At 59.2% G+C, this 16,609-nt stretch carries 15 protein-coding genes; 11 read left to right on the forward strand and 4 right to left on the reverse strand.

Annotated elements, in window-relative coordinates:
* Nucleotides 1-201 precede the first annotated feature (201 nt).
* Nucleotides 202-2,199 carry a transketolase gene (gene tkt, locus AA0Z93_RS04950; protein WP_413046132.1) on the reverse strand — a complete coding sequence of 666 codons (1,998 nt, stop codon included), beginning with the start codon at nt 2,197-2,199 and terminating at the stop codon, nt 202-204.
* A gap of 261 nt (nt 2,200-2,460) precedes the next feature.
* On the opposite strand from tkt, the gene AA0Z93_RS04955 reads away from it, so the two are divergent.
* The 4 genes from AA0Z93_RS04955 (at nt 2,461) to AA0Z93_RS04970 (ending at nt 7,038) form a co-directional block, all read left to right on the forward strand.
* Entirely contained in the window at nt 2,461-3,477 is a 1,017-nt protein-coding gene (locus AA0Z93_RS04955) for an ArsR/SmtB family transcription factor (protein WP_413046131.1), read from the forward strand.
* Complete coding sequence (gene metK / locus AA0Z93_RS04960; protein WP_296266157.1) at nt 3,474-4,664, forward strand: methionine adenosyltransferase; 1,191 nt, start codon at nt 3,474-3,476, stop codon at nt 4,662-4,664. The genes AA0Z93_RS04955 and metK overlap by 4 nt, the downstream gene beginning before the upstream one ends.
* A 144-nt stretch (nt 4,665-4,808) precedes the next feature.
* Nucleotides 4,809-6,509, forward strand: a complete 1,701-nt coding sequence (gene ligB, locus AA0Z93_RS04965; protein ID WP_413046130.1) for an NAD-dependent DNA ligase LigB — start codon at nt 4,809-4,811, stop codon at nt 6,507-6,509.
* Nucleotides 6,510-6,642: 133 nt separating this feature from the next.
* Complete coding sequence (locus AA0Z93_RS04970; protein WP_413046129.1) at nt 6,643-7,038, forward strand: DUF1090 domain-containing protein; 396 nt, start codon at nt 6,643-6,645, stop codon at nt 7,036-7,038.
* 28 nt (nt 7,039-7,066) lie between these two features.
* On the opposite strand, the gene AA0Z93_RS04975 is transcribed toward AA0Z93_RS04970, so the two are convergent.
* Nucleotides 7,067-7,513, reverse strand: coding sequence for a c-type cytochrome (locus tag AA0Z93_RS04975; RefSeq protein ID WP_413046128.1), 447 nt, complete (start codon nt 7,511-7,513; stop codon nt 7,067-7,069).
* Between the two features lie 115 nt (nt 7,514-7,628).
* Here AA0Z93_RS04975 and AA0Z93_RS04980 point away from each other — a divergent pair, with 115 nt between their 5' ends.
* A complete protein-coding gene (locus AA0Z93_RS04980; RefSeq protein ID WP_413046127.1) occupies nt 7,629-8,783 on the forward strand; it encodes a murein transglycosylase A in 1,155 nt (384 codons plus the stop codon).
* 2 nt (nt 8,784-8,785) lie between these two features.
* Here AA0Z93_RS04980 and AA0Z93_RS04985 read toward each other — a convergent pair whose 3' ends face one another.
* Nucleotides 8,786-9,172 (reverse strand): MAPEG family protein, encoded by a 387-nt coding sequence (locus AA0Z93_RS04985; protein WP_413046126.1) that lies wholly within the window; start codon nt 9,170-9,172, stop codon nt 8,786-8,788.
* 25 nt (nt 9,173-9,197) lie between these two features.
* On the reverse strand, nt 9,198-10,031 hold the full coding sequence (locus AA0Z93_RS04990) for an EamA family transporter (RefSeq protein WP_413046125.1): 834 nt from the start codon (nt 10,029-10,031) through the stop codon (nt 9,198-9,200).
* 215 nt (nt 10,032-10,246) lie between these two features.
* Between AA0Z93_RS04990 and AA0Z93_RS04995 the strand changes: the two genes are divergently transcribed.
* From AA0Z93_RS04995 to aepY, 6 genes are all read left to right on the forward strand, one after another.
* Complete coding sequence (locus tag AA0Z93_RS04995) at nt 10,247-11,476, forward strand: cation:proton antiporter (RefSeq protein WP_413046124.1); 1,230 nt, start codon at nt 10,247-10,249, stop codon at nt 11,474-11,476.
* A 375-nt stretch (nt 11,477-11,851) separates the two neighbouring features.
* Complete coding sequence (locus tag AA0Z93_RS05000; RefSeq protein ID WP_413046123.1) at nt 11,852-12,871, forward strand: GNAT family N-acetyltransferase; 1,020 nt, start codon at nt 11,852-11,854, stop codon at nt 12,869-12,871.
* Between the two features lie 63 nt (nt 12,872-12,934).
* Complete coding sequence (locus AA0Z93_RS05005; protein ID WP_413046122.1) at nt 12,935-13,765, forward strand: class I SAM-dependent methyltransferase; 831 nt, start codon at nt 12,935-12,937, stop codon at nt 13,763-13,765.
* A gap of 7 nt (nt 13,766-13,772) precedes the next feature.
* Nucleotides 13,773-14,519, forward strand: a complete 747-nt coding sequence (locus AA0Z93_RS05010) for an SDR family oxidoreductase (protein WP_413046121.1) — start codon at nt 13,773-13,775, stop codon at nt 14,517-14,519.
* Between the two features lie 73 nt (nt 14,520-14,592).
* Complete coding sequence (gene aepX / locus AA0Z93_RS05015; protein ID WP_413046120.1) at nt 14,593-15,471, forward strand: phosphoenolpyruvate mutase; 879 nt, start codon at nt 14,593-14,595, stop codon at nt 15,469-15,471.
* 29 nt (nt 15,472-15,500) lie between these two features.
* The gene (gene aepY, locus AA0Z93_RS05020; RefSeq protein ID WP_413046119.1) at nt 15,501-16,601 is read left to right on the forward strand and encodes a phosphonopyruvate decarboxylase; all 1,101 of its coding nucleotides are present in this window, start codon (nt 15,501-15,503) and stop codon (nt 16,599-16,601) included.
* The last annotated feature ends 8 nt before the right edge of the window (nt 16,602-16,609 follow it).

The following is a 16,609-nucleotide window of genomic DNA, read 5'->3' on the forward strand; positions in this document are numbered from 1 at the left end:
TCTCGCAGGTGCTCCGCGTCGCCTGGCTTGGGCCGGCTACGCCGCCCATCGCGGCTGAAGCCGCTCCTACAGGATGAGCGAAATCCTGTAGGAGCGGCTTCAGTCGCGATGGGCCGTAGAGCGGCCCTATGTCAGCCCCAGCGGTCTTCCAGAAGACCGCCTAGGCTGGTGGCCGAGGCGACCCGATCGCTTACCCTAGCCTCAGTCCTCCAACAGCTCCTGAGCCGTCTCCACCACATTGTCCACGGTAAAGCCGAACTCCTTGAACAGTTCGCCCGCCGGCGCCGACTCACCGTAGGTGGTCATGCCGATGATGCGCCCTTCGAGGCCGACGTACTTGTACCAGAAGTCCGCATGCGCCGCTTCGATGGCGATTCGCGCGCTGACTTCCACCGGCAGCACCGATTGACGGTAGGCGGCGTCCTGGGCGTCGAACACGTTAGTGCTCGGCATCGACACCACCCGTACCTTGCGGCCTTGCTCGGTCAGCTTGGCAGCGGCGTCCGTCGCCAGACCCACTTCCGAGCCGGTGGCGATGAGGATCAGCTCAGGCTCGCCTTTGCAATCGCGCAGCACGTAGCCACCGCGGCTGATCTGCGCGATCTGCTCGGGGCTGCGTTCCTGATGCTGCAGGTTCTGCCGCGAGAAGATCAGCGCCGATGGGCCATCGTTACGCAGCAGGGCTTCCTTCCAGCACACTGCCGATTCCACGGCATCGGCCGGGCGCCAGGTGTTCAGGTTGGGGGTGGTGCGCAGGCTGGCCAGTTGCTCGATCGGCTGGTGGGTCGGGCCGTCTTCGCCCAGACCGATGGAGTCGTGGGTGTAGACGTGGATGGCACGCTGTTTCATTAGCGCCGACATGCGCACCGCGTTGCGTGCGTATTCCATGAACATCAGGAAGGTCGCGCCGTACGGCACCAGGCCGCCGTGCAGGGCCAGGCCGTTCATGATCGCGGTCATGCCGAACTCGCGCACGCCGTAGTACACGTAGTTGCCGCTGGCATCGCCAGCTTCCACGCCCTTGCAGCCCTTCCACAGGGTCAGGTTGGAGCCGGCGAGGTCGGCCGAGCCGCCCAGCAGTTCCGGCAGCAGCGGGCCGAAGGCGTTGAGGGTGTTCTGGCTCGCCTTGCGGCTGGCGATGGTCTCGCCCTTGGCGGCGACTTCTTCCACATAGGCCTGGGCCTTGGCAGCGAAATCGGCCGGCAGCTCACCGCTGGTGCGGCGTTTGAATTCGGCCGCCAGTTCCGGGAAGGCCTGGGCGTAGGCGTCGAAGCGCTGGTTCCACTCGGCTTCGGCCTGGGCACCGGCTTCCTTGGCGCTCCATTCGTCGTAGATGTACTGCGGGACCTCGAAGTCGCCGTAGTCCCAGTTCAGGCCCTTGCGCGACAGGATGATCTCGTCGTCGCCCAGCGGCGCGCCGTGGGACGACTCCTTGCCTGCCTTGCCTGGCGAACCAAAGCCGATGATGGTCTTGCAGCAGATCAGGGTCGGCTTGTCGCTCTTGCGCGCCGTTTCGATCGCCATCTTGATTTCGTCGGCGTCGTGGCCGTCGACCTTGCGGATCACCTGCCAGCCGTAGGCTTCGAAGCGCGCCGGGGTATCGTCGGTGAACCAGCCGTGCACTTCACCGTCGATGGAGATGCCGTTGTCGTCGTAGAAGGCGATCAGCTTGTTCAGGCCCAGCGTGCCGGCGAGCGAAGCGACTTCGTGGGAGATGCCTTCCATCATGCAGCCATCGCCCATGAACACGTAGGTGTTGTGGTCGACGATGGCGTGGCCGTCCTGGTTGAACTGCGCGGCCATGATCTTCTCGGCCAGCGCGAAGCCCACGGCGTTGGCGAAGCCCTGGCCCAGAGGACCGGTGGTGGTTTCCACACCTGGGGTGTAGCCGAACTCGGGGTGGCCCGGGGTGCGGCTGTGCAGCTGACGGAAGTTCTTGAGGTCGTCGATGGACAGGTCGTAACCGGTCAGGTGCAGCAGGGAGTAGATGAGCATCGAGCCATGGCCGTTGGACAGCACGAAGCGGTCGCGGTCGGCGAACTTGGGGTTGCTCGGGTTGTGCTTGAGGTAGTCACGCCACAGCACTTCGGCGATATCCGCCATCCCCATGGGGGCACCGGGGTGGCCGCTGTTGGCCTTTTGCACGGCATCCATGCTGAGGGCGCGGATGGCATTGGCACGATAACGACGGCTGGTCATCGATGGTCTCCTAAGGGCTTCGAAAGAGGTAACACGGAAAAGAGTCGGGCATTTTCGCCCACAGGCAGTGCTCACGGCAATGACGGATGGTCAGGAGGGGAAAATTTCCCTCGTTTTGCGGTCGCACCCGCCCTGCCGCGTACCGGTGGAGCACTGTGGGGCACCTGTCGTGGGCTGTTCGAAGCGTTCGCCAGCTGCAATATCAAAACTTTTTGATATTGCAGTTGCGAGCCTCGTCCGCCCTGACTAGACTCCCGCTCCATGAACCTACCCGCGCAATCCTTCCCCACGTATCGCAGCGATGACCTGGCCGCCCTGTGCAAGGCCAGTGGCGACGCGCTGCGCCTGAACGTGCTGCGGGCATTGGCCAGCGATTCCTTCGGCGTGCTGGAACTGGCGCAGATCTTCGACATCGGCCAATCGGGCATGAGCCACCATCTCAAGGTGCTGGCCCAGGCCGGGCTGGTGGCCACGCGCCGCGAAGGCAACGCCATCTTCTACCGCCGCGCCTTGCCCGACGCCTTGCGTCTGGGCGGGCGCGTGCACGCCGCGCTGCTCGAAGAGGTCGATCAGTTGCCCTTGGCCGCTGAGGTGCAAGCGCGCATCGTGCAGGTGCAACGACGCCGCGCGGCGACCAGCCAAGATTTCTTCCTGCGCGTGGAAGAAAAGTTTCGCGCCCAGCAAGACCTCATCGCCGGCCTGCCGCAATACCGCGAAAGCCTCCTGGCGCTGCTCGACCAGCTCAGCTTCGGCGCGCAGGCCACCGCTCTGGAAGTCGGCCCCGGCGACGGCGGCTTCCTGCCCGACCTGGCACGGCGTTTCGCCCAGGTCACAGCCCTGGACAACAGCCCGACCATGCTCGAACTGGCGCGCCAGGTGTGCCTGCGCGAACGGCTCGACAACGTCACCCTGCAACTGGCCGACGCCCTCGACACCCCCCAGGGCCAGGTCGATTGCGTGGTGCTGAACATGGTCCTGCATCACTTCAGCGACCCTGCCCAGGCCTTGCGCCAGTTGGCCCTGCGCGTGAACCCGGGCGGCAGCCTGCTGATCACCGAGCTGTGCAGCCACGACCAGCGCTGGGCCAAGGATGCCTGTGGCGACCTGTGGCTCGGCTTCGAACAACAGGATCTGGCCCAGTGGGCCAGCGCCGCCGGGCTCACCCCTGGCGAAAGTCTCTATGTCGGCCTGCGCAATGGCTTCCAGATCCAGGTGCGCCATTTCCAGCGGGCTGCTGCCCACCCCTTCATCGATACCGTTAGGAACCCTTCGAGATGAGCGAATACTCCCTTTTCACATCCGAGTCCGTGTCCGAAGGGCACCCGGACAAGATCGCCGACCAGATTTCCGACGCGATCCTCGATGCCATCATCACCCAGGACAAATACGCCCGCGTGGCCTGCGAAACCCTGGTCAAGACCGGTGTGGCGATCATCGCCGGTGAAGTCAGCACCTCGGCCTGGGTCGACCTGGAAGACCTGGTGCGCAAGGTCATCATCGACATCGGCTACGACAGTTCCGACGTCGGCTTCGACGGTGCCACGTGCGCGGTGATGAACATCATCGGCAAGCAGTCGGTGGACATCGCCCAAGGCGTCGACCGCTCCAAACCGGAAGACCAGGGCGCGGGCGACCAGGGCCTGATGTTCGGCTACGCCAGCAACGAGACCGACGTGCTGATGCCAGCGCCGATCTGCTTCTCGCACCGCCTGGTCGAGCGCCAGGCCGAAGCGCGCAAGTCGGGCCTGCTGCCTTGGCTGCGTCCGGACGCCAAATCCCAGGTCACTTGCCGTTACGAAGGCGGCAAAGTGGTCGGCATCGACGCAGTGGTGCTGTCTACCCAGCACAACCCGGACGTGTCCTACAACGATCTGCGCGACGGCGTCATGGAGCTGATCGTCAAGCACACCCTGCCGGCCGAGCTGCTGCACAAGGACACCCAGTTCCACATCAACCCCACCGGCAACTTCATCATCGGTGGCCCGGTGGGCGACTGCGGCCTGACCGGCCGCAAGATCATCGTCGACTCCTACGGCGGCATGGCTCGCCACGGCGGCGGCGCGTTCTCCGGCAAGGACCCGTCCAAGGTCGACCGTTCCGCCGCCTACGCCGGTCGCTACGTGGCCAAGAACATCGTCGCCGCAGGCCTGGCCGAGCGCTGCGAGATCCAGGTGTCCTACGCCATCGGTGTGGCTCAGCCGACGTCGATCTCGATCAACACCTTCGGCACCGGCAAGGTCTCGGACGCACGCATCGTGCAACTGGTGCGCGAGTGCTTCGACCTGCGCCCCTACGCCATCACCACCATGCTCGACCTGCTCCACCCGATGTACCAGGAGACCGCCGCCTACGGCCACTTCGGCCGTACGCCGCAGCAGAAGACCGTGGGTGACGACACCTTCACCACCTTCACCTGGGAACGCACCGACCGCGCCGAGCAACTGCGCACGGCGGCTGGCCTGTAATTTCCTACAGGCTGAGCAGAAAGCCCCTGCCGAGCGATCGGCAGGGGCTTTTTCGTGACACAAGCGCTGACAATCCCCCTCCCACACCGGCGTCTGCACCCGGCTAGGCTGCTCCGCGTCTCCATTGCCGCAAGGACGCTGGCCATGCTGTCGAGAATGCTGATCGCGCTGCTGCTCTGCGCCTGTAGCCTGCCGGTGCGCGCGCAGGACTGTCCCACCTGGCCCACCGCCCAGGCCTCCCGAGAAGTCGCCGATCTGGCCCAGACCCTGGCCCGCTGGGACGACCACTACCATCGTCTGGGCATCGCGCTGGTCGACGACGAGGTGTACGACCAGAGCCGACACCGGCTGCATCGGCTACGGCAGTGCTTCGCCCTACCCGACACGGCCGACCCATTGGCCACGGCGGGCGGCCCGGTGGCGCACCCCATCCCGCATACCGGCTTGGTCAAACTGGCCGACGCGCCGCAGGTACGGCGCTGGCTGAGCGGCAAAGCCTCGCTATGGGTGCAGCCCAAAGTGGATGGCGTGGCGGTGACGCTGGTGTACCGCGCAGGCCGATTGCGGCAGTTGATCAGCCGTGGCAACGGCACGTCCGGCCACGACTGGAGCCATCACCTGCCTGAGCTCGGTCAGGTCACCCAGCGCCTGCGCGAACCCATCGACCTGATCCTGCACGGCGAGTTGTACCTGCGCCTGGACGACCATGTGCAAGCCGAACGGGGCAGCCTGAATGTCCGTGGTACGGTCGCCGGGCTGCTGGCGCGTAAACGTTTGGAACCCTTGCAGGGTCGGCGCATCGCGCTGTTCGTGTGGGATTGGCCGGAAGGGCCGGACACTCAGCAGGCCCGCTACGCGCGCCTGGCCGAACTGGGCCTGGCCGACACGCAGCGCTTCAGCCAGGCGGTGGACAGCTTCGAGCAGGTCGCGCAGTGGCGTCGGCACTGGTATCGCACGCCGCTGCCCTTCGCCAGCGACGGCGTAGTGCTGCGCCAGGATCGGCGCCCGCCGGCCACACGCTGGCAGCGTCAGGCGCCGCACTGGATCGCCGCCTGGAAGTACCCCTTCCGCCAGGTGCTGGCCGAGGTGCGCGGCGTGCAGTTCAAGATCGGCCGCAGTGGCCGCATCACGCCGCTGCTGCACCTGCAGCCGGTGCAACTCGACGACAAGCGCATCACGCAGGTCAGCCTCGGTTCGCTGGCGCGCTGGAACATGCTCGACGTGCGCCCGGGCGATCAGGTGCAGATCAGCCTGGCCGGGCTGACCATCCCGCGCTTCGAAAGCGTCGTGCACCGCGCCAGCGTACGCCAGGCGCTGCCGGTGCCCGACCCTGCCGCGTACCACGCGCTCAGCTGCTGGCGTGCGAGCGAAGGTTGCCACGAGCAGTTCGTCGCTCGCCTGGCATGGCTCGGCGGCAAGCAAGGGCTGGCTTTGCCGGGTGTGGGTGCAGGCACTTGGCGACGGCTGGTACAGGACGGGGCAGTGACCCACCTAGGCGACTGGCTGACCCTGGACGCCGACCGCTTGCGCCAGGTACCCGGCATCGGCGAAGCGCGCGCCGAACAGTTGCTGCGCAGCTTCGGACTCGCCCGCACGCGCAGCTTTTCCACTTGGGTCCGAGCCCTGGGAGCACCGCCTGGCAAGGGGCTGGTCTGGGCGCCGGACTGGGCCGGCCTCGCTGCGCGCGATGTCGCCCAGTGGCAGCGGACACCGGGTGTCGGCGCCCGAAAAGCCCAGCAATTGCACGCCTTTTTCACCCACGACGAGGTACGGGCGATCGCCGAGCAGCTGGGTCAATCGAGCCTGCCTGGCTTCCCCTCACCTTCCATGCCGAAGACGCAATAGTGAAAGGGCACATAACGCGTAAGCCAATTCTGATAAATGACTACAAAGCGTTATCAGTGCTTTCTTAAAGCACGAAACCAAGGCAGGATTTCCCCCATCTTTTTGTCACCGCGCCCCGTTCAGGAGGCTTTTCATGAAACACCTGTCGTCCCTCGCCCTGTTCACCACCCTGCTTGTGGCCGCCGCCGGCGCCCAGGCCGCACAGCCCGATGCCGGTCTCACCGGTTGCGCCGCCAAGCGCAGCGCCATCGAAAACCAGTTGAAGATCGCACGCGACAAAGGCAATTCCAGCCAGGTCGCCGGGCTGGAAAAGGCACTGCAGGAACACAGCGAGCATTGCACCGATGCCAGCCTGCGCAAAGAGCGCGAGCAGAAGGTGCTCGATGCGCGCCACGAAGTGGCCCAACGCACCAAAGACCTGGACAAAGCCATGAAGAAGGGCGACGCGGACAAGATCAACAAGCGCAAGGAAAAGCTCGCCGATTCGAAGAAGGAATTGCAAGACGCCATCGACCAGCTCGAGCGCTGAGTTTCGCGCTCGGGCGCCCGGTAGCGTTTCAGTGATTGCGAAACTCCCGATGGCAAGCCGTGCATGCCTGCTCGACCGCGTCCATCGGGGCTTGCAGTTCGCCCGCACGCAAGGGCCGATGCTGACTTTGCCCATGCAATGCAGCCGTCGCCGCCTCCAGTTGCCTGGCCAGGTCTGCGAAACGCGCCTGGCGTTGCCATACGGCGGGCTGTGCGTTGCTCCGCTCCCCCTCGGCAGGCGGCGGGAAGTGCTGCCAGGGTTGGCGAGCCAATGTATCGAGACGCGTAGCGCCTTCGCCGAACGCCTGCCCATCGAATGCCACTCTGCCGCGCAACATACCGCCCAATCGCTCGCTGGTGCGCAGCATGTCCTTGAAAATCGCTTTGCGCAGGTTCGAGGGCGAATCCGGGTCGACTCGCTCGCAGCCGCACAGCACGACGGCAACGCACAGCACGGCAGTGAAACGCTTGTACATCCTCGGCCCTCGGGCAGGTGAAAAGGCTCGCCAGTATCCGCGCCCGCGCGACAAAGACCAATCCCCTTACAAACATCAGGGCCAAGCGCTCGCCCGCCCGCAAGGACATCATCCCATGACCCATTCCCTACGCCGTCTTGCCGGCACCCTCGCGGCCCTGGCACTGCTGGCAGGCTGCAATGGCAGCGACGAGGACAAGAGACCCGCGCCCCACGCCATCGCCACCTATACCCCCGCGACCTGGAAAGACTTGCCCGCCGTCAGCGACGCGGACCTCGTGGCCGGCTTCGTCGCCTGGCGCCAAGGCTGTGAAAAGCTCGCACGCAACCCGGTCTGGGCGGCGACCTGCGATGCCGCGCAGGCCGTACCGACCGATCCGCAGCCAGTGCGCGGTTTTCTCCAGGAGCGCCTGCAGGTCTACGGCCTGCGCTCGGCGCAGGACCAGGCCAACGGCCTGATCACCGGCTACTACGAACCGGTCTATCGCGGCAGCCTGACACAGACCGCCGAAGCCTCGGTACCGGTCTACGGCATCCCTGAAGACATGATCGTGGTCGACCTGGCCGAGGTGTATCCCGAACTCAAGGGCAAACGCCTGCGCGGCCGCCTCGAAGGCCGCGTGCTCAAGCCCTACGACACCGCCGAGGCGATCGGCCGCGAAGGCGTGAAGGCACCCGTGCTGGCCTGGCTGACCGACCCCATGGACTTGCAGTTCCTGCAAATCCAAGGCTCGGGCCGGGTGCAGCTGGAAGACGGCCGGCAATTGCGCCTGGGTTATGCCGACCAGAACGGCCATCCCTATCGACCCATCGGCCGTTGGCTGATCGAGCAGGGTGAGCTGACCCAGGACCAGGTCAGCATGGGCGCCATCCACGCGTGGGCCCAGGCGCATCCGCAGCGGGTGCCGGAGCTGCTGGCGAGCAATCCCAGCTACGTGTTCTTCAGCGCCCGCCCGGACAGCAACGAAGGCCCGCGCGGCTCGCTCAACGTGCCGCTGACCGCCGGCTACAGCGTGGCGATCGACCGCAAGGTGATTCCGCTGGGCAGCCTGCTGTGGCTGTCCACCACCCGCCCTGACGGTAGCCCGGTCGTGCGCCCGGTGGGCGCGCAGGACACCGGCGGTGCGATCACCGGCGAAGTGCGCGCCGATCTGTTCTGGGGCACCGGACCGGAAGCGGGCGAGCTGGCCGGCAACATGAAACAGCAAGGGCAGATCTGGATGCTCTGGCCCAAAGGCCAGCCACTACCGGACGTACCCAAGGTGCCTTGAACTCAGACCGACACCACGAAGAAGCTGACGATCAGCACCAGCCCGGCGAAGTACATCAGCGAACGCAGCGCGGCCCAATCGGCCATATAGCAGATGATGAACAGCAGCCGGCTGGTGATGTAGAGCACCGCCAGCACGTCTTGCGTCACCTGTTCGGCATTGCCCACCACGTCGGCCACCAGCACGGCGGCGGCGAAGGCGGGGAAGGTCTCGAAACCGTTCTGCTGGGCCGAATGCAGCCGCCGCGGCAGGCCCGACAGGGTATCGAGGAAGGCGCGTGGATCGTGGTTTTCGCGAAAACCGAAACGGCCGCTCGCGACTTTGGCGCCCAAGGCGCTGAGCGGTGGCAACAACATGGCGAACAGGATGCACCACAGGGCGACGGTCATAGCAGGACCTCCAAGGTCGAATGAGTCAGAGTTTCATCACCAGCACGCCAGCTAAGACCAGCCCGCACGCCAGAAGTCTCGGCCTGCCGAAAGGTTCCTTGAGGTAGCGCATGCCCAGCAGCACCACGAGGATCACGCTCAGCTCGCGCAGGGCCGCCGCTTCGGCGATCGACCCCAGGTGCATGGCGAACAGCACCAGCGCATAGCTGAGCAGCACGCACACCCCCACCGCCAGGCCCAGCCGCCACTGCGTACGCCAGAACAGCACGAAGGCTGGTCGGCGCGCCACGCTCGCCAACAACGGGAACGGCACCGAGCAGCACAGCGTCAGCCACACCAGATAATCCCAGGGCTGGCCCCAACGTTGCACCGCCTGGCCGTCGAGCCAGGTGTAGCAACCGATGCACAGGCCGATCAGCGCCACCACCGGCAACATCGACCAAGGCAGACGCTCGCCGCCCCCGCCCTGCCACAGCAGGCAGGCCATGCCGCACGGAATCAGCAGGATACCGACGATCTGCTGGGCGCTCAGCGACTCCCCGGCGAACAGCAGCGTCAAGACCAGCACCACCAACGGCGACGTACCGCGCATCAGCGGGTAGATCAGCCCCAGGTCGCCTACCCGATAGGCCTGGATCAGCAAAACCCGATACAGCAACTCGGCCAGCGCCGAGGCGATCAGCCACGGCCAGATGTCGGCTGGCGGCACCTCGACCCAAGGTAAAGCGCATAGGGCGAACGACAAGCCGACCGTATCCATGCAGGCGATCACCAGCGAACGCTCGCCGCTGAACTTGATGAGGGTGTTCCAGGTGGCGTGCAGCAACGCGGCGAGCAGGACGAGCGAGGTGGCCAACACCGTTCGGGACTCCAGCATGCAATGAAAGGTAAACGAATGTTTCGTGATGCACCCTACCCTGCCCGTGATCAGAAAACGAGGCTCCAACGCGCCACAAAAGGAACGTTACGCCGTTTTCTGGTCAGAGCATGTGCCCGACCGCCCGGTCAGCCTATCAAACAATTGCCCCGAACCATTCGGGTTTCGACTTGGAAGCCACTGCCACAGGATTCAGGATGCTTGAACTCGTTGCTGCGTTTATCTGCTTGACCACCCTCCTCACCTACGTCAATTACCGTTTCATCGGCCTGCCGCCCGCCATCGGCGTGATGGTCACCGCCCTGCTCTTCTCGCTGCTGATCCAGGGCCTGAGCCTGCTGGGCTTCCCAGGCCTGGAAGCGCGCGTCGAAGGCCTGATGAACCAGATCGACTTCAACGATCTGCTGATGCACTGGATGCTGTCGTTCCTGCTGTTCGCCGGCGCCTTGCACGTCAACCTCGGCGATCTGCGCAGCTACCGCTGGCCCATCGGCCTGCTGGCCACCGTCGGCGTATTGATCGCTACCGTGGTGATTGGCTTGCTGGCGCACTGGGTGTTCGCCCTGTTCGGCTGGCACGTCAGCCTGATCTACTGCCTGCTGTTCGGCGCGCTGATCTCGCCCACCGACCCCATCGCGGTACTCGGCGCATTGCGTACGGCCAATGCGCCCAAGCCGCTGAAGACCACCATCGTCGGCGAATCGCTGTTCAACGACGGCACCGCAGTGGTGGTGTTCACCGTGCTGCTGGGGATCGCGCAACTGGGCGAGACGCCGAGCATGGCCGACACCGCCGTGCTGTTCCTGCGCGAAGCGGTCGGCGGCGCGGTCTTCGGCGGCCTGATCGGCTACGCCACCTACCGCATGATCAAAGGCATCGAGCAGTACCAGGTGGAAGTGATGCTGACTCTGGCCCTGGTCATCGGCGGCTCGGTGATGTGCTACGAACTGCATGTCTCGGCGCCCATCGCCATGGTGGTGGCGGGCCTGATCATCGGCAACCTGGGCCGCAACCTGGCCATGAACGACATGACCCGGCGCTACATGGACGGCTTCTGGGAGCTGATCGACGACATGCTCAACGCCCTGCTGTTCGCCCTGATCGGCCTGGAACTGTTGCTGCTGCCGTTCAACTGGCTGCACCTGGCGGCCGGCACCGTGCTGGCCGTGGCGGTACTGGCCTCGCGCCTGCTAACCGTGGCTCCGGCGATCCTGCTGCTGCGGCGCTGGCGCAGCGTGCCCAAGGGCACCATCCGCGTGCTGACCTGGGGCGGTTTGCGTGGCGGGGTGTCGGTGGCGTTGGCATTGTCGCTGCCGAGTGGCGATGAGCGGGATTTGTTGCTGTCGATTACTTACATCGTGGTGTTGTCGTCGATCCTGATCCAGGGGTTGACGGTGGGTGGGGTGGTGCGACGGGTGAGTGAGTAGCCGTAACGTTTAGAAATCCAATCGAAGAGGCCGCGCAATGCGGCCTCTTTTTTGCCGACCGTTAAGCTGCCGTCGCGCTTGTGAGATCAGATGCTGATTGGATATCGATTTATATTCTCGACACACAGCGCGCTTCAACTCGGCAGTTTGAAATTCAAACTTTCGATTTATCAAGAGTTTAGGGCACAATGTAGGAAGGCAAGCAGCTACAGACTTCAGGTTATTTAAAACATGCATTAATTTGAAACATCCAAGACGTACGACGCGTTACTAATTATTACTTGACAGATCAGAAATAAGCTCACCAAATCTGCCTTGACAGGTTCTAAATGGACTGCCATATTTTTTACCCGAAGGATTCGGGAGAAGAAAAATATGTCAGGCAAGCCCCATCAAATAAAAATTATTAGCGACTTTAGTCTTCTACCCCTAAACGAAATAACGGCACTTAACACAGTAATGGATACACCATTTTTCTATGACGTGCGCTTTCTCGAAGCCGCTCATTACTGGCCTCTGCTCCCTATACTGAAAGCGTACTACATCCTTGCCTACAGCAATACTGTACTGGTTGGCTTTACTGTTGTTTATACACAAATTTCTGCAGATCCTTTCGGATCTTTAGCTCATGCGACTGGCCGAAACTTTAATGAAGGTCTTGCTTGTATGGGCCATATCATGCACTGCTATGAAACAGAAGTCATTGTATCAATAGAGCAAGGAAACTCTATTCGAAGGGCAATCTTAAAATCCATCAGAAACCTGGGAAGTGCCTTGGGTGCCAAGCATGTTGGCCTGATCAATGTAACCAATAGAAAATTGCTATTAGCTGGCGCTCTGGAGAATTATCAGACGCGATTTATTTGGGACCGTTACCTCATGGAAATCGACCAGATCCAATCAGTGGAAGACTACATCGCAAGTCTTCCTGCTGATGGTAGACGAGAGATGAATCGCCAGCGAAGAAAGTTTCAGGCTAGTCGTGCACACACGTCGACACAGAAAATAGATATGTCTGACTTGGTACAAATCTCCGAGCTGGTTTGGTCTACTAGCGCTCGACACGGAACTCCAAACTATTATCCTAAAGCGATGTTAAAACCCTTCTTAGAAGCCTGCGGCAAGATGACTCGATTTGTCACAGTACATGAGCACGATCTAATTTTAGGAGTCATGGTGTGCTTCGTCCATAATAAAAATTTCCATGTATGGGCAGCAGGTATGTCCTATGACAGAGCTGATTTCAGTCCCTATAGTATATGCATGCTAGAGGCCTTTCGTTACGCAAAACAGGAGAAATTGCAAGTTATTGAAATTGGTAGGACAAACCATAAAATAAAGACCCGCATGGGATTCAAAGCAAAAAAACTCTTTTCCCTTATTGCCTCAAGCTAAATCATCCGACCCATCTCCATAATCGAGCGCTCGACGGCAACCAAATAAAATCGAGGTTTTATTTTGAGCACCTATGAAAACTATAACTCGACATCTATCAACTATGACAAAACGAGGACAGCGGTAGGCATTGAAATTATACTTGGGTATCTTACCCAGCTGAACAAACCAGCTCATCTGATGACCGTTTTAGATGCCGGCTGTGGCACCGGCAACTATGCATTAGAGATGGCACGCTTAGGTATAAATGTCGTCTGTATGGACCACAATGAAAATATGCTAAATCACTGCAAAAATAAAATAAAAGAAAAAGACCTCAGCAACGTGATTTGGGTTAAGCAAGATCTTTCTCTGTATCAAAGTGAGGGTGAGAAATTCGACGCGATAATGTGCAATCAGTCTCTGCATCATCTGGATCCTTCCGATGATTTTAAAGCACTGAAAAAATTTCTGTGCGAAGCAGTAGGATCTCTTAAAAAAGGTGGCGTACTTTTTATCAACACCATCACTCACAGCCAGCTTGAGGACGGTGTCTGGTGGGGCAAGCTACTCGAAAAAGCAGTAAATCGGATGAAGCCGAGAATTATTGAATATGAGCCATTGCAATTGTTCTTGCGCACGATTGGGTTTGAGATTATCCATCGCGTAATCAATGTCGATAGCATCATCCAACAATCGGGGTACTTTTATGCTAATTCCTTGCTGTCTCAAGAGTTTCGCCAAGGAGACTCACACTTCTCCTTACTTAATGACAGCGAATTGCACGACGTGTTGGAGCATGTGAAGCAGATGATAGCAGAAGGTTCTGACTTTGATTACATAGCCACTCGAGATCGATTACGTCAAGAGCTGGGCCAGTTCACATATTTCGTGATCAAAAAGATCGAGGAGTGAGCAAATTATGTCTAAGGTCATGCTGATTACAGGAGGAAGTCGCGGTATCGGTGCCGCAAGTGCATTAATGGCCATAGAGCAGGGTTACGCTGTATGCATCAACTTTCTGCACGATGCCTCTGCCGCTGACTTGCTATGCAGGAAACTTCAAGCTCTTGGTGGAAATGCCATCGCCGTACAGGCTGATGTGGGTACAGAGAGCGATGTTGAGCGATTATTTTCAAAGATTGACGATTGCTTGGGCCGACTTACGGCACTGGTCAATAGCGCTGGAACAGTAGGGCATGCGAGTCGGCTAGAAAATATGGACTGCCAGCGGATAGATAGAGTATTTGCCACCAACGTGCTCGGAACAATTTTTTGTTGCAAACATGCAATCCTACGAATGTCGAATAAGCACGGCGGTACAGGCGGCGCGATCGTAAACGTATCGTCGGCGGCTTCTCGTCTCGGGTCTGCAGGGGAATATGTAGACTATGCAGCTTCTAAAGGCGCGGTGGATAGTTTGACAATAGGTCTAGCGAAAGAGCTAGCTCCAGATGACATCAGGGTAAACGCCGTGAGGCCTGGCTTCATCCGCACAGACTTTCATGTCTTGAGCGGTGATCCTAATCGGGTAGAAAAGCTCCAATCTCGCTTGCCGATAGGGCGTGGCGGCGAGCCGAAAGAAGTAGCAGCGGCTATTATGTGGCTGCTTGGCCATCAGTCATCATATGTCAGCGGTAGCTTTATCGAAGTAGCGGGAGGATTATAAACAATCTGCCTTTAAAACACCTTGCGAGCGTCAAAAATCCTATTTATATGGAATGACTCTTTGGAGGAAATAAATGAAAAAGACTACAATTTTAAAATCATTAATCCAAGACGAAAATACCAGCTTTCTCATGGAGGCTCACAATGCACTTAGTGCTCGAATCGCTCAAGAAAGCGGCTTCAAAGGGGTCTGGGCGTCGGGTTTATCAATTTCCGCATCGCTAGGCTTATGTGATCGCAATGAAGCATCATGGACTCAGATACTGGATATTGTTGAGTTCATGAGTGATCATACAACAGTACCAATTTTAGTTGATGGCGATACCGGATTCGGAAATTTCAACAATGTTAGACGTCTGACCAAAAAACTCTGCCAGCGCGGCATTGCTGGTGTTTGTCTGGAAGACAAACTTTTTCCAAAAGTAAACTCTTTTATCTCAGACGGCAATGACTTGACTAGTGCCGATGAATTTTGCGGAAAATTACGCGCAGCTAAAGATAGTCAGCTGGATGAGGACTTTGTAGTCGTCGCACGAATAGAAGCGCTTATCAGCGGATTGGGCATGGATGAAGCACTAATAAGAGCGTACAAATACTATCATGCTGGTGCTGATGCTATTCTGATTCACTCAAAGCGGAAAGATGCCCGTGAGGTTCTTGAATTTAAGAGCCGGTGGAAAGAGTCATGCCCGGTTATCATTATACCAACTAAGTACTCAAGCGTCGAAACTAGCGTCTACAAGGAGGCTGGTATCAGTACAGTCATCTGGGCCAACCACAGCCTACGTGCCTCTATCCAAGCTATGAAGAGGATTACAGAGCAAATTCAGAAAAATGAGAGTGTCTCGTTGATCGAAAAAGACATTGCGACTCTTGAAGATATTTTCATGTTAACCGGCGAAGCAGAAGCGCGATTAGCCGAAGAAAAGTATCTCACATCAGTAACTGCCTAAGCTCTTTTAAAGCTATATTGGAATTCAATATGATTGACGCATCTGATTTTGTCGATGTATTAGTCAGTGGCGGCATCCAATATCTTACGGGTGTTCCCTGCTCATTTCTAACCCCATTAATTAACGCTAGTATCTCGCATCGAGATGCCAAGTACCTGATTGCGTCCAGCGAGGGTGATGCACTGTCTATTGCTAGTGGCTTATGGTTGGGCGGTAAGTCTGCGGCCGTAATGTGCCAAAACTCAGGATTAGGCAATATGGTCAACCCACTCACTTCCCTTAACGATACATTCCAGATAAGTACGCTTCTGTTGGTTACCTGGCGAGGCACTCCTGGTGAAAAAGACGAGCCGCAGCACGTGCAAATGGGCAAAATCACTCCTGACTTGCTGACACTTTTGGAAATTCCGTGGCAGGTCTTACCTAAGGAGCCCGAGAGCGCAATAGCGCTTTTGCGTGTCACGCAACAAGCAATCAAAGATACTGGAAAAACACATGCCCTGGTGATAAAAGCCGATACATTCGCACCTTTCAGCGACATACCCAACATTTCATCAGTGCACGCTTGCGGGCGATCGCCCAGTCGCGTCGAGGCTTTGCGCGTGATAGCTTCCACAACACCGGAAGCCAGTATTTTGATTGCAACCACAGGCAAAACGGGTCGGGAACTTTTCACCATTGATGATCGGCCGCGTAATTTCTATTGTGTCGGATCAATGGGGTACGCCAGCGCTATCGCACATGGTCTCTCATTAGCCACGGAACATCCTGTATATGTGCTCGATGGCGATGGGGCCGCCATTATGCATTTGGGTAACTTGACCAGTATTGCGGCCAGTGGGCAGCATAACCTTACCCATATAGTACTTGATAATAAAACTTACGATTCTACTGGCGGGCAAAAAAGTGCTGCTTTTAAAATCGACTTCTGCGCCATTGCATTAGCGTGCGGCTACCGCAGTGCAACTCGCTGCGACTCCATAAACGAGCTCAAAACCATTTTGTTACATCATCTAGAAGGACCGCATCTAATTCATGTGCCGGTCAATACTTGTCCGACCGAAAACGTAGGTCGACCCACCATGCCTCCGCCCGCAATCGCACAACGTCTCAGGGAAAGTTTGCTGTAGCCAAATTT

The organism is Pseudomonas phoenicis, from assembly GCF_047302395.1.
GTDB lineage: Bacteria > Pseudomonadota > Gammaproteobacteria > Pseudomonadales > Pseudomonadaceae > Aquipseudomonas.

Excerpts from the sequence above, each read along its gene's own strand:
- tkt (WP_413046132.1), bottom strand. The coding sequence starts at position 2,199 with ATGACCAGCCGTCGTTATCGTGCCAATGCCATCCGCGCCCTCAGCATG.
- AA0Z93_RS04955 (WP_413046131.1), top strand. The coding sequence starts at position 2,461 with ATGAACCTACCCGCGCAATCCTTCCCCACGTATCGCAGCGATGACCTG.
- metK (WP_296266157.1), top strand. The coding sequence starts at position 3,474 with ATGAGCGAATACTCCCTTTTCACATCCGAGTCCGTGTCCGAAGGGCAC.
- ligB (WP_413046130.1), top strand. The coding sequence starts at position 4,809 with ATGCTGTCGAGAATGCTGATCGCGCTGCTGCTCTGCGCCTGTAGCCTG.
- AA0Z93_RS04970 (WP_413046129.1), top strand. The coding sequence starts at position 6,643 with ATGAAACACCTGTCGTCCCTCGCCCTGTTCACCACCCTGCTTGTGGCC.
- AA0Z93_RS04975 (WP_413046128.1), bottom strand. The coding sequence starts at position 7,513 with ATGTACAAGCGTTTCACTGCCGTGCTGTGCGTTGCCGTCGTGCTGTGC.
- AA0Z93_RS04980 (WP_413046127.1), top strand. The coding sequence starts at position 7,629 with ATGACCCATTCCCTACGCCGTCTTGCCGGCACCCTCGCGGCCCTGGCA.
- AA0Z93_RS04985 (WP_413046126.1), bottom strand. The coding sequence starts at position 9,172 with ATGACCGTCGCCCTGTGGTGCATCCTGTTCGCCATGTTGTTGCCACCG.
- AA0Z93_RS04995 (WP_413046124.1), top strand. The coding sequence starts at position 10,247 with ATGCTTGAACTCGTTGCTGCGTTTATCTGCTTGACCACCCTCCTCACC.
- AA0Z93_RS05000 (WP_413046123.1), top strand. The coding sequence starts at position 11,852 with ATGTCAGGCAAGCCCCATCAAATAAAAATTATTAGCGACTTTAGTCTT.
- AA0Z93_RS05010 (WP_413046121.1), top strand. The coding sequence starts at position 13,773 with ATGTCTAAGGTCATGCTGATTACAGGAGGAAGTCGCGGTATCGGTGCC.
- aepX (WP_413046120.1), top strand. The coding sequence starts at position 14,593 with ATGAAAAAGACTACAATTTTAAAATCATTAATCCAAGACGAAAATACC.
- aepY (WP_413046119.1), top strand. The coding sequence starts at position 15,501 with ATGATTGACGCATCTGATTTTGTCGATGTATTAGTCAGTGGCGGCATC.